The organism is Oryzibacillus soli, from assembly GCF_051594765.1.
Lineage (GTDB): Bacteria > Bacillota > Bacilli > Paenibacillales > NBRC-103111 > Paenibacillus_AR.
Map to the genome: position 1 here is coordinate 1 of NZ_JBPPGJ010000012.1, position 22,765 is coordinate 22,765.

The 22,765-nt window shown below is 56.5% G+C and carries 13 protein-coding genes and 11 tRNA genes; 16 read left to right on the forward strand and 8 right to left on the reverse strand.

What is annotated here, in order from left to right:
• Positions 1–179 precede the first annotated feature (179 nt).
• Positions 180–1,085, reverse strand: a complete 906-nt coding sequence (locus tag ACSEXW_RS16845) for a TetR/AcrR family transcriptional regulator (RefSeq protein ID WP_438447342.1) — start codon at positions 1,083–1,085, stop codon at positions 180–182.
• 17 nt (positions 1,086–1,102) lie between these two features.
• On the reverse strand, positions 1,103–4,300 hold the full coding sequence (locus tag ACSEXW_RS16850) for an efflux RND transporter permease subunit (protein WP_438447343.1): 3,198 nt from the start codon (positions 4,298–4,300) through the stop codon (positions 1,103–1,105).
• A 169-nt stretch (positions 4,301–4,469) separates the two neighbouring features.
• On the opposite strand from ACSEXW_RS16850, the gene ACSEXW_RS16855 reads away from it, so the two are divergent.
• Entirely contained in the window at positions 4,470–6,056 is a 1,587-nt protein-coding gene (locus tag ACSEXW_RS16855; protein ID WP_438447344.1) for an MDR family MFS transporter, read from the forward strand.
• Positions 6,057–6,128: 72 nt separating this feature from the next.
• Here the strand turns inward: ACSEXW_RS16855 and ACSEXW_RS16860 are convergent, their stop codons facing one another.
• Positions 6,129–8,627, reverse strand: coding sequence for a U32 family peptidase (locus tag ACSEXW_RS16860; RefSeq protein WP_438447345.1), 2,499 nt, complete (start codon positions 8,625–8,627; stop codon positions 6,129–6,131).
• Between the two features lie 236 nt (positions 8,628–8,863).
• Between ACSEXW_RS16860 and ACSEXW_RS16865 the strand changes: the two genes are divergently transcribed.
• From ACSEXW_RS16865 to ACSEXW_RS16915, 11 genes are all read left to right on the forward strand, one after another.
• A tRNA-Ser gene (locus ACSEXW_RS16865) sits at positions 8,864–8,952 on the forward strand.
• A 13-nt stretch (positions 8,953–8,965) separates the two neighbouring features.
• A tRNA-Met gene (locus ACSEXW_RS16870) sits at positions 8,966–9,039 on the forward strand.
• A gap of 44 nt (positions 9,040–9,083) precedes the next feature.
• Positions 9,084–9,160, forward strand: a tRNA-Asp gene (locus ACSEXW_RS16875).
• A gap of 14 nt (positions 9,161–9,174) precedes the next feature.
• Positions 9,175–9,247 (forward strand) — tRNA-Thr (locus ACSEXW_RS16880).
• Positions 9,248–9,263: 16 nt separating this feature from the next.
• Positions 9,264–9,346 (forward strand) — tRNA-Tyr (locus ACSEXW_RS16885).
• Positions 9,347–9,367: 21 nt separating this feature from the next.
• Positions 9,368–9,443: transfer RNA gene (locus tag ACSEXW_RS16890), tRNA-His, on the forward strand.
• A 4-nt stretch (positions 9,444–9,447) separates the two neighbouring features.
• A tRNA-Lys gene (locus ACSEXW_RS16895) sits at positions 9,448–9,520 on the forward strand.
• Between the two features lie 126 nt (positions 9,521–9,646).
• Positions 9,647–9,731: transfer RNA gene (locus ACSEXW_RS16900), tRNA-Leu, on the forward strand.
• 9 nt (positions 9,732–9,740) lie between these two features.
• Positions 9,741–9,812 (forward strand) — tRNA-Gly (locus tag ACSEXW_RS16905).
• A 15-nt stretch (positions 9,813–9,827) separates the two neighbouring features.
• A tRNA-Leu gene (locus ACSEXW_RS16910) sits at positions 9,828–9,906 on the forward strand.
• A gap of 8 nt (positions 9,907–9,914) precedes the next feature.
• Positions 9,915–9,985 (forward strand) — tRNA-Gly (locus ACSEXW_RS16915).
• A gap of 64 nt (positions 9,986–10,049) precedes the next feature.
• Here the strand turns inward: ACSEXW_RS16915 and ACSEXW_RS16920 are convergent.
• Positions 10,050–10,910: an AraC family transcriptional regulator gene (locus ACSEXW_RS16920; protein ID WP_438447346.1), complete on the reverse strand. Its 861-nt coding sequence runs from the start codon at positions 10,908–10,910 to the stop codon at positions 10,050–10,052.
• Positions 10,911–11,091: 181 nt separating this feature from the next.
• On the opposite strand from ACSEXW_RS16920, the gene ACSEXW_RS16925 reads away from it, so the two are divergent.
• Positions 11,092–12,477 carry a phytase gene (locus ACSEXW_RS16925; RefSeq protein WP_438447528.1) on the forward strand — a complete coding sequence of 462 codons (1,386 nt, stop codon included), beginning with the start codon at positions 11,092–11,094 and terminating at the stop codon, positions 12,475–12,477.
• Between the two features lie 327 nt (positions 12,478–12,804).
• Entirely contained in the window at positions 12,805–13,773 is a 969-nt protein-coding gene (locus ACSEXW_RS16930; protein ID WP_438447347.1) for a sugar phosphate isomerase/epimerase family protein, read from the forward strand.
• Positions 13,774–13,921: 148 nt separating this feature from the next.
• Here the strand turns inward: ACSEXW_RS16930 and ACSEXW_RS16935 are convergent, their stop codons facing one another.
• Positions 13,922–14,131, reverse strand: a complete 210-nt coding sequence (locus ACSEXW_RS16935) for a DUF2759 family protein (protein WP_438447348.1) — start codon at positions 14,129–14,131, stop codon at positions 13,922–13,924.
• Positions 14,132–14,443: 312 nt separating this feature from the next.
• Here ACSEXW_RS16935 and ACSEXW_RS16940 point away from each other — a divergent pair, with 312 nt between their 5' ends.
• The gene (locus ACSEXW_RS16940) at positions 14,444–16,054 is read left to right on the forward strand and encodes a nitrite/sulfite reductase (RefSeq protein ID WP_438447349.1); all 1,611 of its coding nucleotides are present in this window, start codon (positions 14,444–14,446) and stop codon (positions 16,052–16,054) included.
• 140 nt (positions 16,055–16,194) lie between these two features.
• Positions 16,195–17,247, forward strand: coding sequence for an aldose 1-epimerase family protein (locus tag ACSEXW_RS16945; RefSeq protein WP_438447350.1), 1,053 nt, complete (start codon positions 16,195–16,197; stop codon positions 17,245–17,247).
• Between the two features lie 47 nt (positions 17,248–17,294).
• On the opposite strand, the gene ACSEXW_RS16950 is transcribed toward ACSEXW_RS16945, so the two are convergent.
• From ACSEXW_RS16950 to uvrA, 3 genes are all read right to left on the reverse strand, one after another.
• Positions 17,295–18,971, reverse strand: a complete 1,677-nt coding sequence (locus ACSEXW_RS16950) for a flagellin N-terminal helical domain-containing protein (protein WP_438447351.1) — start codon at positions 18,969–18,971, stop codon at positions 17,295–17,297.
• A gap of 230 nt (positions 18,972–19,201) precedes the next feature.
• Positions 19,202–19,375, reverse strand: a complete 174-nt coding sequence (locus tag ACSEXW_RS16955) for a carbon storage regulator (protein ID WP_438447352.1) — start codon at positions 19,373–19,375, stop codon at positions 19,202–19,204.
• Positions 19,376–19,871: 496 nt separating this feature from the next.
• Positions 19,872–22,757 (reverse strand): excinuclease ABC subunit UvrA, encoded by a 2,886-nt coding sequence (gene uvrA / locus ACSEXW_RS16960; protein WP_438447353.1) that lies wholly within the window; start codon positions 22,755–22,757, stop codon positions 19,872–19,874.
• Positions 22,758–22,765 lie beyond the last annotated feature (8 nt).

Consider the following 22,765-nt stretch of genomic DNA (forward strand, 5'->3'; position numbering starts at 1 on the left):
TCCATCCTTTGTTCTCCTTCGATACTTTTTAGCGGTTGGCAGACCGGCTAAAATTTTATCATCGAGTTCAAAGGATTGACTACTCATAGCTATAAGCTTCCTGAACCCCCAGTCGAACTGGGGGTTTTCTTATACAAAAAATAGCGGCAAGCCCTAGAAGGCCTGCCGCTGTTTTAGGATTATCCTTCCGACGCCCGCTCCAGCGCGGCGGCCGTCTCTGCCTGAAGCTGCTTGACCAGCTTCTTCATCCCGGAGATGCCGCTCTGCTGAAGGAGTGTCACCATGCCCTGCACGATGACTCGCTTGGGCCTCGGCTTCTGCAGCTCCTCCTCCAGAACCTGGAGGGAGGCGGTCAGATCCTCCGCCGCTTCGCTCTCCCCGGCATCCGCCTCCGCCAGCTCCCGGATCTGCCGGAACAGCTGGCGGAGCTTATCCTCCCGCGACCCCGCCGGGTTCTCCTGCAGGAAATCGTGCAGGTCCACTCCCCCCAGCATCGGCTTGGGACGATCTCTCAACAATCCCGCGACCAGATCGTCCAACCGGCCGATCAGGAAATCGGCCAGCTCATCCAGATCATGCGGGATCCCATGAAGGATCATGTTGCCGATATACCCGCTCATGACGGATTGGAACATACTGGTGCAATCCAGGGACCAGGGACGGATTTCTTCCCCGTACAGCCCCTGAATCTGCTCCTGCAGCCAGAGCAAGCCCCGGATGCGCATCTGTACGGCGGCTTTCTTGATATCCTCATTCTGGTGGATGAACTGCTCCCGCATCTGCATTTTGAGGAAATCCTTGAATTCGATGAACTTCTCCAGCTGCATCCGGATCTGAGCCTTCAGCCGGTCTCTCGGAGACAGATCGGGCACCGGCGCATTCATGATGTCGTCGAACATCTTGCCGTAATAATCGGTGAATACGGACAAGAGAATCGCGTCCTTGGACTTGAAATACAGATAGGTCGAGCCCTTGGCGACACCTGCCGCATCCGCAATTTCCTGTATGGAGGTAGAGTGGAACCCCTTCTCGGCAAACAGCTTGATCGCCGCCCACAAGATCTGCTCCCTTTTATCCGCCGCCATATGATCCCCCCGTTTCGTTAAGCATCCCTTATCTTGCCGCGGCCGAGCCTTCGCATAAATTCATAAACGACCGGCACGACCAACAGCGTGAGCAGCGTCGAGCTCGTCAGTCCGCCGATGACGGTGACGCCTAGCCCCTTGGAGATCATCGCCCCGCCGCTCTCAAAGCCCAGCGCCAGCGGCAGCAGCGCTCCCACTGTGGCGATGGCGGTCATCAGGATCGGGCGCAACCGCGTAGCCGCCGCCTCCAGGAGCGCCTCCCTCGTGGAGAGGCCGTCCCGTTCCTTCTTGATCACCCGGTCGATCAGCACGATGGCGTTGGTCACGACGATGCCGATCAGCATGAGGGCTCCGATCATGGCGGAGACGCTGATGGTTTCCCCTGTCAGGTAGAGGGCGGCCAGTCCGCCGATGACGGTGAAGGGCAGCGAGAACAGGATCGCGAAGGGCGCCAGTGCCCCGCCGAAGGTCAGCACGAGGACAAAATAGACGATTGCCACCGCCGCGGCAATGGCCAGTCCCAGCTGGCGGAAGGACTCGTTGATCTGTTCGGTCACGCCCCCGAATTGCACCTCCAGCTCCGGAGGCAGCTTCAAAGCTTCCACGATATCCCGGGCCTCCCGTGTGGCTTGGGATACGTCCTTCCCCGTCAGGTCGGCCGACAGCTCGGCATACAGCCGGTTGTTTCGCCGGGAGAGCGTGTTGGGCGATTTTCCTTCCTCGATCGTCACGATGTCCTTCAGCGCCACGTCCACTCCCAACGGGGCGCGGATGGTCCTGCCCTCCAGCTCCACCCTTGTGGCCGGTGTTGTCCGGGGCACCTCCAGATAGACGTTCAGGTCCTTCCCGTTCTTCTCCACCGTGGTTAAGACGGGACGGTCCCGGGCCGGCATTAGCTCCATGCCCACTTGGGCGGCGGTCAAGCCGAGCCGGCTCAGCTTGGCTTGATCAGCCACCAGCTTGTATTGGTCGTAGCTCTCGGACAGGCTGGAATCCGCATTGGTGAAGCTCGGGCTGGCTCTCATGCTCTCCAGGATCCGAGCCACTGCCGGCTGGATCGTCTTCAGGTCGTCACCGTAGACGAACAGGGAAAGCTTGCTGCCGCCCATTCCGCCGCCGCTTCCGAAGGACTGGTGCTTGAATTCACCCGTGGAGCCCATCGCTTGCAGGTCCTCCAATACCTTCTCTTTCTCTTTGGCAAATCCTTCATAATCCGGCTTATATTTCACCATGAACAAGGCGGACTTGGAGGCGCCGGAGGCAAAGGGATTCCCGCTGCCCCCCACGGAATACTGCACGACCTCTACGCCGGAGCGCTTCATAAGCAGCTCCTCCGCCTTCAGCGCCAGGGCTTCCACATCCTGCTTGCGCTCCGCCGGTGCCGGACTATAGGTAATGGTGAGTGTCTTCTCTTCCTCCGAAGGCAGGAAGCTGACCCCTACGGCAGGGACCAGGACGACCATCGTGGCGATAAGCAGGACGATGGGAGCCAGGAAGGTGATGAGCTTGTGATTCAGCGCCCAGGAGAGCGCCTTGCGGTACCAGCCCTCCAGCCGGCCGCCTTCCTCCTCCCGGTGGACCTTGCCTTTCATGCCCTTGCCCATCAGCTGGTGAGCCAGCATCGGCACGACGGTGACCGCCACCAGCAGTGAAGCCGCCAGCGCGAATACGATGGTCAGGGCGAAAGCCGTAAACAGCTCCCCGATCGGCCCCGTTACGAGCGCCAAGGGCAGGAAGACGGCCACGGTGACGATGGTCGAGGAGAGGATGGGGACGAACATCTCCCGCGTCGCCTCCAGAATGAGCTCCTTGCCCGTGAGACGCTCGGTGGCGAGAGTCATGCGGCGGTAGATGTTCTCGATGACGACGATCGAGTCGTCGATCACCCGCCCGATGGCTACCGTCATGGCCCCCAGGGTCATCATATTCAGCGTGATGTCCAGCTCGTTCAACAGCAGAACTGCGATGAGAAGCGAGAGGGGGATCGAGACGATAGAAATCACCGTGGATCGAATGTTCCGCAGGAACAGTAAGATGATCACCACCGCGAACAGAGCGCCGAACGCCGCCTTGCTCAGCATCGTGCTGATGGAGCGTTGGATGGGCTCCCCTTGGTCCAGGGTATCGACTACATTCAAGCCATCATACTTGGACTGAAGGAGCCCGGCTTCCTTCTTGATCTCGTTGACGACATCCAGCGTGTTGCCATCCGGTGTCTTGACGATATTGATGCCGATGGCCGGCTTGCCGTTTGTACGGGAGACGGATTCCGATCGATTCACCACTTTGATGTCCGCTACATCGCCCAGCTTTACCGTAGGCAGGCCGAAGCCGGCTCCAGCAACTGCGCCTGCAGCAGGTCCAGGGACTGGACCTGCTGGAGTCCCCGCGTTCCCTGCTTGCGGAGATGGAGCGGCGGGTGCGCCAGCTCCTGTACCCGCGCCAGCCCCTGCACCCGCTCCGGCCGCGGATGGCATCAGAGGAAGCGCAAGTTGGCCCAGGCTCTCCACCGTATGGACATTCCCGTCCAGCACGAGTACCTTCTCCGCCCTGTCCATCTCGAACACCCCCAGCGGGAAGGTTACCGCCGAGCCCTGCAGGATGCCCTTCACCGTATCGACGGTCAACCCGAGGGCTTGAATCTTGGCCGGATTAGGCTGGATCACCACCTCCTGGGCCATCTGCCCCGAGACTTGTACGGCTGCCACCCCCGGGACCTTCTGGAAGGCCGGGGCTATTTCGGCAGTGACCAGCTCCGACAGCTCGGCCTGGGTCCGCTTCTCATCCGTCAGACTTAAGGTCAAGACTGGGAAGGCATTCAGATTTATTCTTGATACGGTTGGGGATTGAATACCAGTCCCCAGCTTGACGGAGCTTACAGCCTCACGGGCCTCCCGCTCGGCTTCGTCCATATTTTTGGAGTAGGAATACTCGAGAATGATAGAGGAAAAGCTTTCAGCAGAATTGGAGCTCACCGTGCTGACGCCGTCCAGCCCCTTCAAGCGCTGCTCCAGAGGCTTGGTTGCTTTGTCCAGCACATCCTGCGGCGCCCCTCCCGGGAAAACCGTGGTGACCGTCATGATCGGCACTTCGATGTTGGGAATGGTCTCCGCCTTCATGCGGAAGCCGGAGTAGGTACCGGCGAGAATCACCATGACCGTAAGGATCCACAATGCGAACTTATTGTTCAGGGAAAACCGGATGACCGCTCTCAATATTCGCCACTCCCATCACATTTTATCATATTGACCGACTGGTCATCCCAGTATACAATATACCTGACCGAACGGTTGGAAACAAGTTAAACTACAACGAACCACTGGAATTCTTAACATCAGATTAAGGATGACCAGTTGGTCACAAGGAGTAACGGAGGGATAAACAATGAGTCAAGAGCAACCCGGCATCAACAGGCAGCTTGTCCTGATCGGGCTTATCCTCGGCATGTTCTTCAGTGCCCTGGAGCAGACCGTCGTAGGCACCGCCATGCCGACTATTGTGGGAGATCTGAACGGCTTCTCCATCTTCGCATGGGTAACGACCGCCTATCTGATCACATCCACCACCATCGTACCTATTGTAGGCAAACTGTCGGACTTATACGGCAGACGGTTCTTATACCTCCTGGGTATTCTGATCTTCGTATTGGGCTCGGGGCTGTGCGCTACGGCCACCACCATGGAGCAGCTCGTGTATTACCGCGGCTTGCAGGGCTTGGGCGGCGGAATGATCATGCCTTTGTCTCAGACCATCGTCGGCGATATCTTCACCGCAGAGCAGCGGGCCAAGTGGCAGGGCGTCTTCGGCGGCCTGTTCGCCTTGAGCTCCGTCATCGGGCCGTTTATCGGCGGCTTCCTGGTGGATACCATCAGCTGGCACTGGATCTTCATCATTAACGTTCCTTTCGGCCTCTTGTCCGGTATCCTGATCTTCATCGGTCTCAAGCGGGAAACCGTTCAAGGCCGCACCGGCGCTCCCATCGACTTCCTGGGCATCGCCACCTTCGTTCCGGCACTGGTCCTGCTTCTGTTGGGCCTGACCTTCGGCGGAGATAAGTTCGCTTGGGATTCGGCAGCCAGCTATTCCATCTTTGGGGGCTCGCTGATCCTGTTTATTATCTTCGGTTTCATCGAACGTTACGCAGCGGAGCCGATTCTGGATCTGAGCTTGTTCCAAAACCGGGTGTTCGCCACCACCAACATCCTGGGCTTCTTCTTGGGCCTCGGCATGTTCGGCGCCATCATGTTCGTTCCCATGTTCATGCAGGCGATCATGGGCGTCTCGCCGACGAAGGCCGGCTCCACCATGACCCCCATGATGATCGCCATGATCGCTTCCAGCATCCTGGGCTCGCAGCTTCTGCTCCGGACGAGATACCGGAATGTCCTGGTCGGAGGCATGCTGATCGCTTCCCTGGGCTTCTACCTGATGAGTACCATGGATGTGAACACCACCTCTTGGACCACCTATCTGTTCATGATCGTCCTGGGCGTCGGTATGGGCCTGGTCATGCCTACCCTGACCATCGTGGTCCAGAACGAATTCCCGAAGAACCGGTTGGGCACCGTTACGTCCGCGGCCACCTTCTTCCGCTCCATTGGCGGCACCATCGGGGTTACGCTGTTAAACGTCGTCATGAACCACAGCATCTCGACCAACATGAATCAAGTTCTGACGGACCCGGATGTGGCCGCGAATACGACTGTGCACACCGTGCTGGCGAAGCTGGCCGAGAATACCGACAGCCTGTTCGGCATCATGATCGCCCCGGAAGCTCTGAAGATGCCGGCGGAGCTGACGCAGGTGATCGTGTCCTACGTCAAGCATGCATGGACCGATGCCTTCAGCTATGTCTTCCTCGTGGGCCTCGGCATCATCGCCATTGGGGTTCTGACCTCCTTCTTCGTCGGCAATGGCAAGATCGCGCGGGACAGCGAGAAGCAGCAGAACGTACCGTCGATGGCGGAATAACGTCTTCGCACACCAAAAAGCCTGAACCTTTCGCAGTTTATGCTGCGTTAGGTTCAGGCTTTTTTGGATGGGCTATCGGACCAGCTGGCCTCGGGTGACGCCTAATTGGTTCGTCGCCTTCAATGTCTTCCACACTTCCGTTCCGCTGATGCGGCCGTCAATGGCCTGGCGGTACAGGCGAAGCACCTCGCGTACCTTCTCCCCCGGTTCCTCCAGGAATTCCACCCGGAAGGAGGGAATGCCCAGATCGATGAAGTGCTGGAGATATTCCGCACCGGACTGCTCCACCGCATTGTAGACCGTATTGCGGCAGCCTTCATCCACCCGGACGGGATGGGAGAAGCCGACCCGGTCCTTCAGCGATACGCGATGCTCCTCGCAGGGACGGCCGCAGTTGGTGTAGTCCGTTCCCTCGCTCAGGAATGTGCAGTACACACAATGCTCCGTATGGAACATGGGCATATGCTGCTGGATGACCAGTTCCACCCGGGACGTATCCGTCCGGCGGAGCAGGTCCGTCATCTGCTGGATATTCAGATCGTAGGATGGGGTAATCCTGCTGCAGCCCGCCGCTAGGAACAAGTCCGCCGTCTTATGGTTGGCGATGTTCAGGGAGAAGTCCCCGATCAGCTCCGGCTGGTGCTCCCCGGGATGATTCATCCGGTGCTGCATGAAGTAGTACATGGCCCCCGTATTGCGGATCAGCACCGCATCCGGCTCCAAGTTCAGGATGTTCTTGAAGTAGCCGTTCTCTCCCGGCATATGGATCCGGGGCGTCACCAGCGCGATTCGCTTCCCGGCCGCCTTCACCGCCTCGATGGCCGCGGGGAACTGCTTGATGAATTCGAAGTCCGCGTAGATCAGCTTTACCTCGGACTGGGCGACGCTCTTGACCTGTTCCAGCGAGCGGCACAGAGCCGTCAGCTCCGGGTGTGGCGCTCTAGGTGCCGGCGCTATGGCGTCCGCATAGACGTCCACGGAGCGCTTGATATAGGCCCGCGGCTTGCGGCGTGCAGACTCCAGCTCCTCCACCGCCTTGCGGCGCATGTTGTTCAGCTCCCTCATGGGCACGATCAGTTCGCCGTTCAGATGGAGATCCAGCTTAGCCAGGAAGAACAAGGTGCCGCCCATCCGGCCGAACTGCTCCTCGAAGAGAGCTTGGTCCATCGGGCGCTTCTGGGCCGCCTCCAGCATCACCTCGGATTCCACATAGGCCGTGTGTCCGGTTTGCGGATCGGTCCACCAGGCTTTGAGCGGCTGCCCCTCCGAACCGGTAATGCGAACCTCCAGGGGGAAGGTCCGGTACGGCTTGTCCGTCTCGAAGGTCTGGCGAAGCCGCTTGTCCAGGTGCGGATCGTTCGTCTTCCAGAGCCGGTTGCCGGGCTTCACGCGGGACAGGTCCACGTCATTGCGCCCCAGCACCACCTCCACTGTTCCTCCCGGGAACTCGCCCTCCAGCTTGCGGCCTTGCTTGCGCAGGTCATAGACCCGTCCGCCTTCCTCCTTCTTCGTCGGGTCTCCGGCGTCGAACACGATGCCGTCTCCCCGTTTCAAAGGCGACTCCAGCTCACAGAGAACCGCATCCCGCAGCACTTCCTTCACCCGTCCCAAGTAGACGCCGCGGCTCTTGGGGAAGGTACCGTCCAGAAGCTGCTTGTGGTTGGTTCCCTTCAGGAAGCCATAGGTGAACCCCCGGGAGAAGCTCTGCTCCAGCTCCCGAATCTCTTCCTTGGAAGGCTTGACGCTTCGGTCCTCCAGATAACGGTCGATGGCCGCCCGGTACTTGCTGACCACGTTGGCCACATATTCCGGGCTTTTCATCCGGCCCTCGATCTTGAAGGAGGTGACTCCCGCTTCGATGATCTCCGGCACCAGCTCCAGGGCCGCCAGGTCCTTCGGAGACAGCAGGTAGGCCACATCCCCCATGGGCTTGACGATTCCGTCCACCGCCAGGTCGTAGGGAAGACGGCAGGCCTGTGCGCATTCGCCCCGGTTCGCCGACCTCCCCCCCCACATCTCGCTGGTGAGGCACTGCCCGGAATAAGACACACAGATTGCCCCATGCACGAAAATCTCCATCGGCAGCTTCGCTTGATCCCCAATGGTCTTGATCTGCTTCAGGTTGTTCTCCCGGCCCAGCACCACCCGCTCCATCTCGAAGGGCTTGGTGAATTCCACCGCTTCGGGAGAGGTAATGGTCATCTGGGTGGAGCCGTGAATCGGGAAGTCGGGAGAAATGTCCCGGATCATCTTGACCAGCCCCAGATCCTGCACGATCACCGCATCCACCCCGGCATCGATGCAGGCCTCGATCAGCTCCTTCGCCTCCTGCAGCTCGTCCTCGAAGACGAGAATATTGAAGGTCAAGAAGCCCTTCACTCCATAGCTATGCAAAAAGGACATGATGTCCGGCAGCTCGTCCGTTGTAAAATTGTTGGCCCTTGCCCGGGCGTTAAACTTCTCGACCCCGAAATAAACGGCGTCCGCCCCGTTGGCGACGGCGGCCCGCATGCAGTCCCAATCCCCTGCGGGAGCCAGAAGCTCCACTTCATCTTTACGCACCTTTGGCATTGACCGATTTCCTTTCCATCTTGGAATGGTATTAGTTTATCATGCGGACTTATCCAAATCCATTCAGACCGCCTTTTCCACAAAGTCGCAACTTGCTTTTGGGGGACGGCCATGATATATTGATCTTCCGGCCGCTCGACAAGCGACGGACTGATTCGGAGCCAACTTGGGGGCAACAAATTACCAGTTGTAATTTCTCCACGGATCGGTTACAATATCAAACGTTCGCCTTTTATGGAGAGGTGTCCGAGTTGGTCGAAGGAGCACGATTGGAAATCGTGTAGGCGTCACAAGCGTCTCGAGGGTTCGAATCCCTCTCTCTCCGTACTTCCTAATGACGCGGGGTGGAGCAGCCCGGTAGCTCGTCGGGCTCATAACCCGAAGGCCGCAGGTTCAAATCCTGCCCCCGCAATAGTTTGACCCCGCAGCAGCCGCTCCGGCTCTGCGGGACATCGCGGAGCCGTGGTGTAGAGGCCTAACATGCCTGCCTGTCACGCAGGAGACCGCGGGTTCGAATCCCGTCGGCTCCGCCATTATTTTCTCTTATGCCGGCTTAGCTCAATTGGTAGAGCAACTGACTTGTAATCAGTAGGTTGGGGGTTCAAGTCCTCTAGCCGGCACTGGTTTTCTTTTTTTGGAGGGCTAGCGAAGTGGCCAAACGCAGCAGACTGTAAATCTGTTCTCTGACGAGTTCGGTGGTTCGAATCCATCGCCCTCCATTGTTTTACCCTTATTTCATGGCGGTCGTGGCGAAGTGGTTAACGCATCGGATTGTGGCTCCGACACTCGAGGGTTCGATCCCCTTCGATCGCCCCATTGTGAGCCATTAGCTCAGTCGGTAGAGCACCTGACTTTTAATCAGGGTGTCGTAGGTTCGAGTCCTACATGGCTCATGTTTCATTTATTTAACGGTTGAATCGCAAGCGATTTCGAGGTATAATCAATTTTGCCCTCACTTGATACGCATTAGACGCACCTCTTGCCTTACAGCGCGTATCTTGGTATTGGATCACCTACATGCGGTCGTGGTGGAATGGCAGACACGCTATCTTGAGGGGGTAGTGAGCTTTGCTCGTATGGGTTCAAGTCCCATCGACCGCACCATTATCTTATGCGGACGTGGCTCAGTGGTAGAGCATCGCCTTGCCAAGGCGAGGGTCGAGGGTTCGAATCCCTTCGTCCGCTTTTTTTTATTTCTATGCCGGTGTGGCGGAATGGCAGACGCGCTCGACTCAAAATCGAGAGGGAAACCGTGGAGGTTCGAGTCCTCTCACCGGTATCATGCATGCGGGTGTAGTTCAATGGTAGAACTTTAGCCTTCCAAGCTAATAGCGTGGGTTCGATTCCCATCACCCGCTTATCGGCAAGCAGAGTAAGACCACAGACCGTCAGGTTTGTGGTCTTTCTTTTTGTTCCTGCTGTTCAGGAGCAGCTCTTCTTCACGACTGGGATCCATAGTTCATTCCGGTTCATGTCCGGCGGCAAATAACGCTCTATGGCGGGGAGATCACCCGGCTCGTACACGGACGCCGGCAGCCATTCCGCGTACATGCGCCTCCAGATATCCTGCAGCCCTTCCGGCTGGCCCGGCGCGTTGAAGACCGCCCAGGTGGTTGCAGGAAACGTCCATTCGGTCATCCCATCCGTCGCCGAATCCTCTGAGACCACGGCGAGGACATAATCGAACGCCTCTCCTTTTCCCCATTGCCCGCCTGCGCAGACACCGAGGAGTCCGCTCAGCGGATGCTCCGCCTTGCCCACTGCCCACAGTCTCTCGAAAATCCCATCCGCCTGAGCCTTTGACCAGATCCCCGGCACCGCGGCAAAGGCCATCTCCATGGATACCCGGTGGCTGAACCCCAGTACTTGAAAGGCTGGCGTAACTTCGATCCGATAGTCCATTCCCGTCACTCCTTTTATGGTGAGTTGAAAGGACATGCGGGGATAGGACTTGACCGTTGCTCCTGAGCTCCGTGCCGCCGTGGGAGTAATCCCATGCATATTCTGAAATGCGCGGGTGAAGGCCTCCGGGGAATCGTATCCGTACTTCAGCGCGAGATCCACCACCTTGACCGTGCTCCCGTACAGCTCGAAGGCCGCCAAGGTTAACCTCCTCCTGCGCATATACTCCGACAGGGACATATCCGTCATAAAGGAGAACATCCGCTGAAAATGGTGCTCCGAGCAGCAAGCCGCCTTCGCGATGTCCCTGTATGCGATCTCTTCCGTCAGGTGCTCCTCCATATAATCGATGGCCGCATTCATTCGGGCAACCCAATCCATCCCTTCACATCCTCTCGCTTCATTACTATATCGGATCCGTTCCAGGGGTTCCGTGCATTTGGGGGCCATTCCAAGTCAGGTCTTTCTTTGGAATATCTTAACATCCCTCTAACACGGGGAAAACCATTCCTCCTTATGATAGAGCAAATCGCTACCAAAAGGAGATCCGATCACCGTGAATTTGAAAACCATTCTAGTAACAACCGTAACCGCATCCGCCCTGCTCGCCCTTCTGGGGACGAACGCCTATGCCGCCGATTCGGGGTATGTGCCCCTTCGGACGGAGCTGGAGAAGCTGGGCGCCAAGATAACCTGGGACGAGAAGGACCAAACCGTCACCTTTAAGCTGGGCAACGGCATCGTAGGGTTCGTAGCCGTCGATAAGAGCGAGTACCGCCTGGCAGGCAAAACGGGCAAGCTTCCGGCACCCGTCAAGCTGGTGAACGAGCGCACCCAGGTTCCCTCCTCCCTTCTGCAGAGCATCCGGGATGAACAGGCCAAGTACCAGGATCCCAAGGACGCTATCCCGACGTTCGCGGTACAAGCCTCGGCCGAGACGGAAGCCGTGGATTCCGGCGATGATGCCGCGGATGATCCGGCCATCTGGCTGGATCCGAAGGATCCCTCCCGCAGCAAGCTGATCGCCACGAACAAAGCGGGCGGCATCCTGGTCTATGACCTGGCCGGCAAGCAGCTTCAATCCTACAAGCTCGGCAAAATGAACAATATTGACCTGCGCTACAGCTTCCCTCTCGGGGGCAAAAAGGTAGACATCGTCGCGGCCACCAATCGGACCACCAATACCATTGACGTATTCGCCGTCAACGGGGATACGGGCGAGCTGAGCAGCATTGCCGGAGAGCCGATCAAGTCCAAGATGGGAGAGGTGTATGGGTTCAGCCTTTACCACAGCCTGAAGACGGATAAGTTCTACGCCCTGGTCCTCGGCAAAAAAGGAGAGTTCGAGCAATACGAGCTCGCCGACAACGGCCAAGGCAAGGTCAACGGCAAGCTGGTCCGCCAGTTCAAGCTGGCCACCCAATCCGAAGGCCTGGTCGCTGATGACGAGTACGGCTTGATGTACATTGCCGAAGAGGATGCCGCCATCTGGAAGTACGGCGCTGAGCCGGATGCCGGCAGCGACCCCCTGTCCACCGTCGATATCGCCGACGGACGCCGCCTGCAGGATGACATTGAAGGCTTGACCTTGTACTACGGCAAGGACGGAAAGGGCTACCTGATCGCCTCCAGTCAAGGCAGCAACAGCTACGCCATCTATCAGCGGGAAGCCGCCAACACCTTCATCACCAGCTTCACCATTGCCGACGGAGCCAAAGTGGACGGAACCTCGGAAACCGACGGAATCGACGTATTGGGCTTCGGGTTGGGACAAGCCTACCCGTACGGGATCTTCGTCAGCCAGGATGACGCCAACTACGAGAACGGCAAGAAGCTCCACCAGAACTTCAAGATCGTGCCTTGGGAGCGGATTGCGGAAGGTGCGGCCTCGAAGCTGCTGCTGGACAACACCGTCAACCCGCGAGAGCTGATTAATCGGAATAAGTAATAATTCTACCTTTGCCCGATTCGGTTGAGCGTTCCAAGGGCCAAAAACAACAAAGTGGTCGTCGAAAAAATGATATTCATCGAGTAACCCCCAACCCCTGAAGGTCCCCGTCATCCGGCAGGATCGCCCTCAGGGGTTTTGTTATGGATCGCGCATCGGGCAGATGGCTACTGACCAAAAAAGGATACAAACAATGCAACTTCTGATATAGATAACCTTCCCCCTATTGCCTACAATAGGAAGTGTAGAGAGGCCGTCCAGCAGGACGGATCCGAACAAGAGGGAAGTTACTGACCATTTCGACCAATTATGGAGGTGCAGTTTTCCATGAAATTAGGTGTGTTCGCGGTATTATTCGCCCAGAAGCTGTTCGAAGAGATGCTCGATTACGTTGCGTCCAAAGGTCTGCAGGCCGTTGAGATCGGCACCGGTGCTTATCCCGGCAATGCCCATTGCAATCCGGACGTGCTGCTGGAGGATGCGGGCAAGTTGAAAGCGTTTAAGCAAGCCGTCGAATCGCGCGGCCTGATCATCAGCGCCCTGTCCTGCCATGGCAACCCGCTTCATCCCCAGAAGCCCATCGCCAAGGAGTTCCATGATACGTTCGTGAAGACCGTTCAATTAGCCGAAAAGCTGGAGGTGCCGGTGGTTAACACCTTCTCCGGCTGCCCGGGCGACCACGAGGATGCCAAGTACCCGAACTGGCCGGTTGCTCCCTGGCCGAACGACTACCAAGACATCCTGAAGTGGCAGTGGGAGGAGAAGGTCATTCCCTACTGGACCGAGATGGGCAAGTTCGCAACCGACCATCACGTCAAGGTCGGCCTGGAGCTCCACGGAGGCTTCTCCGTCCATACTCCGGGCACCCTGCTCCGACTGCGCGAGGCAGCAGGCGAAGCGATCGGAGCAAATTTAGATCCGAGCCATATGTGGTGGCAGGGCATCGACCCGGTTCAAGCCGTTCAGATCCTGGGCCGTGCCGGCGCCATTCACCACTTCCATGCGAAGGACACGTCCATCGACCCGATCAACGTCAACAAGCACGGCTTGACCGATATGCAGTCCTACAGCAATATGCTGGACCGCGCCTGGCAGTTCCGTTCCGTGGGCTTCGGACACGATCTGAAGACCTGGGCGGACATCATGAGCGCTCTGCGCTTGGTCGGCTATGATTACGTCGTGAGCATCGAGCACGAGGATGGCCTTATGTCCGTCGAAGAGGGCTTCACCAAGGCGGTCCAGAACCTGCAGCAGGTTCTGATCCGCGAGCCTCTTGGCGAAATGTGGTGGGTGTAGTACGATCTGATCTGGAGTAAGCCCTCGGGCGCGTCAACGGCGACGCCCGGGGTTTTTTTGCATATCCGGATAGGCCAAAAAAGCCTCCCGGTGCGTCTCCGCAGCCGAAAGGCTCTCGTCATTCATTACGGTATGGTCAAGCAGGCTGTCAGAACCAAGTCTTCAGCATGCCATAATCCATGATCAGGAATACCAATAGGCTTACCAGCCCGAATCCGATGGCAAAGAGGTTCTTCTGCTTTGCCGTTAGAGAACGGATCACCCCGATGGCGATGAGGATGGTAAAGGCGATAACAAAGAAATCAAACACATCGATGTGGCCACCGCTGGTAGCAGCTTCCTCTGCAGCCAAAAACATCGAGACCCCTCCTTTTAATTATTATCATGTTATATGTTATATTGTAGTGGTCGCTTACGCAAGTCTTTTGTTGTATTGTAATGGATTTGGCACAATATTTTCAAACTTAGCCTCGGTATGGACTTGATTTTTACGCGAGTAGCACAAGAAATATGTCGTTTTCTTTTATTTATTATGGAAAAAGGTTTGTTTTATAATAAAGCTTTATACCGTCAAACGTTTACGGTGGACACCAAATATGGTAGTATAGCCTTAATGAATTCAGACTGTTTTAATCGGATTTCTATCGAACGAGGAGGGTGTTCACACACCATGGCTTACCAACCGATTTGGGCGGAAGACACGTCGAAATTAAATAAAGTGGAGCTGCTGAAGCTGGAGAAGGATGGACTGGACGTCATCCGCACCATTATTGAACAATACGCCGCAGAGGGTTACGAAGCCATTCCCGAGGATGAGCTGAACCGCTTCAAGTGGGCCGGCGTCTACGAGCAGAAGCCGAAGGATGGGCACTTCATGATGCGCGTACGCATCAACTCCGGTGTTCTGAACACCGAGCAAGCCCGTGTTCTGGCCGGCATCGCCAAGGATTACGGCCGCAACCTGATGGACGTCACCACCCGCCAGGCCGTGCAGTACCACTGGCTGCGCGTGGAGCATATGCCGGACATATTCAAGCGTCTGGAATCGGTCGGACTGTACTCCTTTGAAGCTTGCGGCGACTGCCCGCGAACCATCGTCGGCAACCCGCTGGCCGGCATCGATCCGAACGAGCTGATGGATACCCGGGCCCTGGTGGATCAGGTTAACGATTATTTCCTGCTGAACCGGGATTTTTCCAACCTGCCCCGCAAATTTAAAATGTCCATCTCCGCCAATATTTATAATACCGCCCATGCGGAGATCAATGACCTGGCCTTCACACCGGCTGTCAAAGTCATCGACGGCCAAGAGGTCATCGGCTTCCATGTGTGGGTAGGCGGCGGCTTGTCCGCGAAGCCCCACCTGGCTCAGAAGCTGGACCTGTTCGCCCGCCCGGAGGATGTCCTGAAGGTCGCCATCGGCGTCTGCACCATCTTCCGCGATTACGGCTATCGGGAGAAGCGCCACCATGCCCGCCTGAAGTTCCTGGTTGCCGATTGGGGCGCCGAGAAGTTCCTGGCCAAGCTGACTGAGATCATCGGCGAGCTGCCCGCCCTGGGCGAAGACAAGACCGTAGGATGGAATGCCGCTTACTTCGACGGTGTTCATCCGCAGAAGGAAGCTGGCCTGAACTACGTCGGTCTGAATGTTCCGGTCGGCCGCTTAACCGGCGAAGAATTCGAGGAGCTGGCCCGCCTGGCTGACGTCTACGGCAACGGGCAGCTGCGCACCACCATGTCCCAGAACATCCTCCTGTCCGGAGTACCGGACGCCAAGGTGGATGCCCTTCTGAAGGAGAAGGTGCTGGAGCGCCTGACTCCGAATCCGAACAAGTTCACCAGCCGCACCGTATCCTGCACCGGTAACGAGTTCTGCAACCTGGCTGTCGTCGAGACGAAGATTCGTGCGGTGAAGGTGGCCGAATACTTGGATCAGCATGTAGAGCTGGACAGCGAGATCCGGATTCACTTCGTCGGATGCCCCAACGCTTGCGGCCAAAAGCACATTGCAGACATCGGCCTGCAAGGCGCATTGGTGAAAACTCCGGAAGGCATGGTCGACGCCTTCGACATCGCCGTTGGCGGTACTCTCGGCCATGGCGCCCAGTTCAACACCGTCCTGAAGGGCCGTGTTGTCGGCGACAACGTCGGGCCGGTTCTGGCCCAGCTGGTCCTCTATTACAAGGAGAACCGCAGCCAAGACGAGACCTTCAACCAATTTGTGAACCGCGTCGGCGTTCCGGCGTTTCAAGACCGTCTCAATACCATCCTGGCTTCCTAAACGGATGGATCGATATGCGCCCCGGCTTCGTGCCGGGGCTTTATTTTTGTCCATGAGCCTACTTCCCAATAGGCTTGAAAGTGTGTATGATGAAGTTGCACTTTCACGTGAAAGTTATTCCGAAAGGGAGTATGGTAGCCATGAAGCTATATGGTCAAGAATGGAGCCGCCGTGATATGGAAGCCCGAGCTGGACGGTTGGAGCAGCTCGGAGGCATCCGCAGGTTCGCTTATACCGAGGGGCCGGAGGCAGGCAATGAAATCATTCAAGTCCGAACGGGCTCCGGCCTTGCATACGAGGTGCTTCCCGGTAAGGGAATGGACCTTTCCTTAACCGAGTTTGCCGGTGTCCCCCTGTCCTGGCAATCAACCAACGGGGATGTGCATCCGGCATACTATCGTTCAGAGGGGCTCGAATGGCTTCGCTCGGCTTCCGGCGGGCTTCTGATGACCTGCGGTCCCATAAACGTCGGTTCCCCTAGTGAGTTCAGAGGGGCATCCTACGGGCTTCATGGCCGCGCCCATCATACCCCTGCCCGCCACATCTGCGCCGAGGGAGAATGGCTGCAGGATCACTATGAGATGCGGATCAGCGGGATTATGGAAGAGACCTTCATCTTCGGACACTCCCTCCGCTGGAAGCGGACCCTTCATAGCCGGCTGGGGGAGAATCGAATCATGCTGGTGGACCGGGTCGAGAATATCGGCTTTCAGATATGCCCCCATATGATGCTGTATCATTTTAATTTCGGGTTCCCGCTGCTGACGGAGGAAACCACCGTTCATTTCCCCGGTCGCAGCCTGACTCCACGCGATGTCGGAACACCTATGGACGGCTATGATCGCTGGGCCAAGCCTGACCCGGACGCATCGGAGCGGGTTTACTATCACGAGGTGCCTCAGCCTGCCCCTTCAGATGCGGACGGTATGGCAGAGGCCGTAATTCGACAGCCGTCTTTTCCACTTGGGGTCGGTGGCACGCGCCCCCTCTCCGTCCGTCTTCGCTGGGACGCCCGCACCCTGCCGAATCTGGTGCAATGGCGGATGCCTGGCGCAGGGGTTCACGTTCTGGGCCTGGAGCCCTCCAACTGCGCGGTATCCGGTCTGCAGCATGAAGCAGACCAAGGCACGCTGCGCTACCTGGCGCCTGGTGAGACGGTCACCTACCGGCTGGAGCTGGTGGTGGAGGAATAATAAAAAGACCCTGGAGTGTCCAGGGTCTCTTCTGCTTAGCTTGCGGATTAACGCAGCAACTGCAGTACGCCTTGCGGCTGTTGGTTGGCTTGGGCCAGCATTGCTTGAGAAGCTTGAGCCAGGATGGAGTTCTTGGTCTGCTCCATCATTTCCTTCGCCATGTCTACGTCGCGAATACGGGATTCTGCGGCAGTCAGGTTCTCGGAAGAAGTTTGCAGGTTGTTAATGGTGTGCTCCAAGCGGTTTTGAACGGAACCAAGCTTACCACGTTCAGCGGATACAGAAGTGATAGCCTTGTCGATAATGGTGATTGCTTTGGAAGCATCTTCTTTAGTCAGAACATTCAGAGCTGCCTCTGCTTTAATGTCATTGGTTCCGTTAGTTACAGTATTAGTTGTAGTAAAACCGGCTTGACCGGCGTTACCGGTGATACCTAATGCTGCAGAACGCATGTCGTTCACGGACAAGGACATCGATTGACCAGCATTTGCACCGATTTGGAACTTGGTTGTAAAGCCAGCGCCTTGAACACCAGCACCGACAACTTGTTGTACATTCTTAGCTGTTGTCATGTCGGATGCGGTTGTAAAGGCAAGGCCAGTTGCTGCCGCCAGAGGAGTTCCAGTTCCGTCGGCCAGGGAGATATCCTTACCGGTTTCGGAGATGAACTGGATTTTGTTGTCGGCGGCTAACGATGCGGTTACTTTTCCATCCAGACCGGCCTTTTGGAGAGCGGCGTTAATATCCTTAATAAAATCTTGTCTAGCGGCATTCGCAATATTCGAATCTGCGTTGAAGGTATCATAAACCTTCGCTGCAGTGCCTTCGTTCAATTTAATTTCTACTGCACTTTCGGTTCCTACGGTAATTTTGAAGCTAGCACCTGCAGCAATAGATGTATCAGCTGCTGCTCCGATTGCTGCAGTACCCTGAATACCAGCGCGTTCGACAGTGGTCGGGCTTCCAACTGTAGCTGCCTGTGTCGCACCCAAACCGATTCCAGCTTCAGCTACTTGGCTAAACTCGATTTTGCTTGCAACGCCCTGAGATTTTGCTGTGAAGACCAGACCTGTAGTACCATTTGTGATATCAACCAGATCAGACAGCTTGGTGCCACCGGAGGTGACATTGCCCAGCAAGGTTGCCGTTGCAGCATCATTACCCGTTGTAGTTAAACCACCCAGGTTGAAGGTTTGACCATCCACTTTAATGAAAGTACCGGCTGCGAGGTTACCACCAGTTACCGCACCCAACTCAATCTTAGCACTTGTAGCCTGAGTAACTTTTGCACCATCGGTGGAGCCCATTCCGCCATTAAGCAGCTTCTGAGTATTGAACTCCGTCGTATTTCCGATTCTGTTGATCTCAGAGGTCAGCTGGTTAATCTCGTCTTGAATAGCTGCACGGTCAGTGCCCGTATTGGTTCCATTAGCAGATTGGTTAGCCAGCTCGCGCATACGCTGCAGGATGGAGTTTGTCTCGTTCAAAGCACCTTCAGCCGTTTGAATGAGAGAGATTCCGTCTTGAGCGTTACGGGAAGCTTGGTCCAGGCCGCGGATCTGACCGCGCATTTTCTCGGAAATCGCAAGACCTGCGGCATCGTCGCCTGCACGGTTAATGCGAAGACCGGAAGACAGCTTCTCGATGGACTTGGATTGGTTAGCAGTGTTAGCAGACAGCTGACGATGGGTGTTCAATGCACCGATGTTGTGATTGATTCTCATGTTTATTCTTCCTCCTTGGAATGGTTGTAGGCGGGCTTCCTTTCCCACCCTGATATATAACAAGCTGCAGCTCACCGGGCCCTAGAATGAGCGGCAGACCTATTACCAAAACAAAAAAGACGAGCCTATTTATCCACTTTGAACAGCCGGTTTCCCTACCGAATGTTGAAAGTAAACACATAGTCTCGTCCATGAGATCCGTATTCAGCTCGTCCTCTTACCTTACGACATTACGATTTCCACTTGTTGTTCTGTTCCTCGTAAAGCTCCCCGCGCACAATGCGCACTTCCTTCGGTGCGTCGATGGCCAGACGCAGATTGCCGTCCTCGCTCTTCACGACCTTCACCATAATCTCTTCGCCAATCATGACATACTCACCGGGCTTCCTGCCTACTACCAACATGTTTCATTCCTCCTTGAACATAATAAAAAGGATGACTGATCGTTCCCAAGCCCTTTCGCGTCCTGCGAAGGTCATGGGTCCAAATCAGTCATCCTTGACTGGTGTCGTTATGTAATGGAGCAAGCGTCCTGCTTGCTTATTACTTATATCGACAATGGGGACCCATTAGTTTATAGCATTTGATAAAATTTTTTCGAACAAAACTTTATAGTAACTATTAACTTAAAATGGTTATTATGTCTAATCATCGTATATTCCGTCATATTATGTAGAACCAACAACATGATCCATAATATACCATTATATTTAATTCCAAAATATGCCTGTAGTCCTCTAGGTAATAGGAATTAGATTTGACTACGTTTTGATGAATACTCCGCCTTTTTTACCACGCCCAAGGTTATAATTCTGCTGCATATAAAGTCCTAAACGAACAAAAACCGCTGCCCGGAATGAATATCCGGACAGCGGTTCATGATTATCTCCACTATTGGTCCTATACGACCGATTTCTCTTCCTCTGGCATCTCCTGCTCCAGACGCTTCACAGTCCGTTCCCGGTCGCGGTCCAAAACTGGCTTCAGGTAGCGGCCAGTGTAGGAGAGCTCCACCTTTGTAATATCCTCGGGCGTGCCGGTTGCCACGATCGTGCCGCCGCGGTTGCCGCCTTCCGGACCCAGATCGATCAGATAATCGGCCGTCTTGATGACATCCAGGTTGTGCTCGATCACCAGTACGGTCTCTCCGTTATCCACCAGACGGTGCAGGACCTTCAAGAGCCGGTCGATGTCATCGATGTGCAGACCTGTGGTCGGTTCGTCCAGAATGTAGATGGATTTGCCGGTGCTTCTGCGGTACAGCTCGGCCGCCAGCTTCACCCGCTGGGCCTCGCCGCCTGAGAGCGTGGTGGCTGGCTGACCCAGCTTCATATAGCCCAAGCCTACGTCCAGCAGCGTCTGCAGCTTCCGGTTGATCTTCGGAATGTTCTTGAAGAATTCCACCGAATCCTCAATCGTCATCTCCAGCACTTCCGCAATGCTCTTGCCCTTGTACTTGATCTCCAGGGTCTCCCGGTTATAGCGGTTTCCCTTGCACACCTCGCAAGGAACGTAGACATCCGGCAGGAAGTGCATCTCGATCTTGATGATGCCGTCTCCGCGGCAAGCCTCGCAGCGCCCGCCCTTCACATTGAAGCTGAAGCGCCCCTTCTTGTACCCCCGGATCTTAGCTTCATTGGTAACGGAATAGACATCACGGATATCGTCGAATACGCCCGTATAAGTGGCTGGGTTGGAGCGCGGAGTCCGACCGATCGGCGATTGATCGATGTCGATGACCTTCTCGATATGCTCCAGACCGGTAATCGCTTTGTGCTCGCCCGGTCGAACCTTGGCCCCATTCAGATCCCGCGCCAGTGTCTTATAGAGAATCTCGTTCACCAGCGTAGATTTGCCGCTTCCGGATACACCCGTCACGCAGGAGAACACACCCAGCGGGATCTTCACGTTGACGTTCTTCAGGTTATTCTCCTTGGCTCCCTTGATCTCCAGCCAATTGCCATTCGGCTTGCGGCGGGTCAACGGAACCGGCACGAACCTCCGTCCGCTCAAGTATTGGCCTGTCAGGGAATCGGTATTCTCCATCACCTCGGCCGGTGTGCCCTGAGCGATGACCTGCCCGCCGTGGATTCCGGCGCCAGGACCGATGTCGATGATGTAGTCACAGGCCAGCATGGTGTCTTCGTCGTGCTCGACGACAATCAGCGTATTGCCCAGATCACGCATGTGCACCAAAGTCTGGATCAGCCGGTCGTTGTCCCGCTGATGGAGACCGATGCTGGGTTCGTCGAGAATATAGAGAACGCCCATCAGACTGGAGCCGATCTGAGTAGCCAGCCGGATCCGCTGGGCCTCTCCTCCGGACAGCGTTCCGGCGGCCCGGCTTAAGGTCAGGTAATCCAGACCGACGTTGACCAGGAAGCCCAGCCGGGCTTTGATCTCCTTCAGGATCAGGTGGGCGATAGTCAGTTCCTTCTCGGTCAGCTTCAGCCCTTCGAAGAATTCATGAGCATCCCCAACCGACAGATCCGTCGAGTAGGCGATGTTCTTCTCATTAATTGTCACAGCCAGCGTCTCCGGCTTCAAGCGGTGACCCTTGCACTTGCCGCAGGGCTTGGAGCTCATGAACTGTTCGATGAACTCCCGGATGCCGTCTGAAGCCGTATCCCGGTAGCGGCGCTCCAGATTCCTCACGATTCCCTCGAAGGGAACCATCGCATCCCTGCGCTGACCGAAGTCATTCTCGTATTGGAACCGGATCTTCTCTCCGCCTGTTCCGTACAGAATCAGCTTCATCTGCTCCGGCGACAGCTCACTCACGGGCACATCCTGGGGAATGCCGTAGTGGCGGCATACCGAAGCCAGGAACTGCGGGTAGTAGGTGGAGGTTCCGCCGGCCCACGCTTCGAAGGCCCCCTCCTCAATGGACAGGCCCTGGTTCGGCACCAGCATGTCCGGATCCACGATCATCTTGATGCCGAGGCCGTCGCACTCCGGACAGGCTCCGAAGGGGCTATTGAAAGAGAACATCCTGGGAGACAGCTCGTCGATGCTGAAGCCGCACTCTGGACAGGCCAGGTTCTGGCTGAACAGCAGCTCTTCATGGTCCATTACATCGACGATGACCCTACCCTCCGCCAGCTTCAAAGCGGTCTCCAGGGAGTCGGCCATCCGGGCCTGGACATCGGCCTTCACCACGATCCGGTCCACGACCACCTCAATGCTGTGCTTCTTGTTCTTCTCCAGCTCGATCTTCTCGGACAGCTCATGCAGCTCCCCGTTGATCCGCACCCGGACGAAGCCCTGCTTCTGGATGTCGGCCAGCAGCTTCGTATGCTCGCCCTTCCGCCCGGATACCACCGGCGCCAGAATCTGCAGCTTGGTGCGCTCCGGGTATTCCATGAGCCGGTCCACCATCTGCTCGACGGTCTGGGAGGTAATCTCGATGCCGTGCTCCGGACAATGGGGACGGCCGATCCGAGCGAATAAGAGACGCAGATAGTCATAGATCTCCGTCACCGTGCCCACGGTAGACCGGGGGTTGCGGCTCGTGGTCTTCTGGTCGATGGAGATGGCCGGAGACAGACCCTCGATGGAGTCCACGTCCGGCTTATCCATCTGCCCCAGAAATTGCCGCGCGTAAGCGGATAGAGATTCGACGTAGCGCCGCTGCCCTTCCGCATAGATGGTATCGAATGCCAATGACGACTTGCCCGAGCCGCTTAATCCCGTCAAAACGACGAAGCGATCCCTCGGGATCGTGACGTCGATATTTTTCAGGTTGTGGGCGCGGGCTCCTTTGACGACGATCGCTTCACTTGCCACAGTAGAGG

Excerpts from the sequence above, each read along its gene's own strand:
- ACSEXW_RS16845 (WP_438447342.1), bottom strand. The coding sequence starts at position 1,085 with ATGGCGGCGGATAAAAGGGAGCAGATCTTGTGGGCGGCGATCAAGCTG.
- ACSEXW_RS16855 (WP_438447344.1), top strand. The coding sequence starts at position 4,470 with ATGAGTCAAGAGCAACCCGGCATCAACAGGCAGCTTGTCCTGATCGGG.
- ACSEXW_RS16860 (WP_438447345.1), bottom strand. The coding sequence starts at position 8,627 with ATGCCAAAGGTGCGTAAAGATGAAGTGGAGCTTCTGGCTCCCGCAGGG.
- ACSEXW_RS16920 (WP_438447346.1), bottom strand. The coding sequence starts at position 10,910 with ATGGATTGGGTTGCCCGAATGAATGCGGCCATCGATTATATGGAGGAG.
- ACSEXW_RS16930 (WP_438447347.1), top strand. The coding sequence starts at position 12,805 with ATGAAATTAGGTGTGTTCGCGGTATTATTCGCCCAGAAGCTGTTCGAA.
- ACSEXW_RS16935 (WP_438447348.1), bottom strand. The coding sequence starts at position 14,131 with ATGTTTTTGGCTGCAGAGGAAGCTGCTACCAGCGGTGGCCACATCGAT.
- ACSEXW_RS16940 (WP_438447349.1), top strand. The coding sequence starts at position 14,444 with ATGGCTTACCAACCGATTTGGGCGGAAGACACGTCGAAATTAAATAAA.
- ACSEXW_RS16945 (WP_438447350.1), top strand. The coding sequence starts at position 16,195 with ATGAAGCTATATGGTCAAGAATGGAGCCGCCGTGATATGGAAGCCCGA.
- ACSEXW_RS16950 (WP_438447351.1), bottom strand. The coding sequence starts at position 18,971 with ATGAGAATCAATCACAACATCGGTGCATTGAACACCCATCGTCAGCTG.
- ACSEXW_RS16955 (WP_438447352.1), bottom strand. The coding sequence starts at position 19,375 with ATGTTGGTAGTAGGCAGGAAGCCCGGTGAGTATGTCATGATTGGCGAA.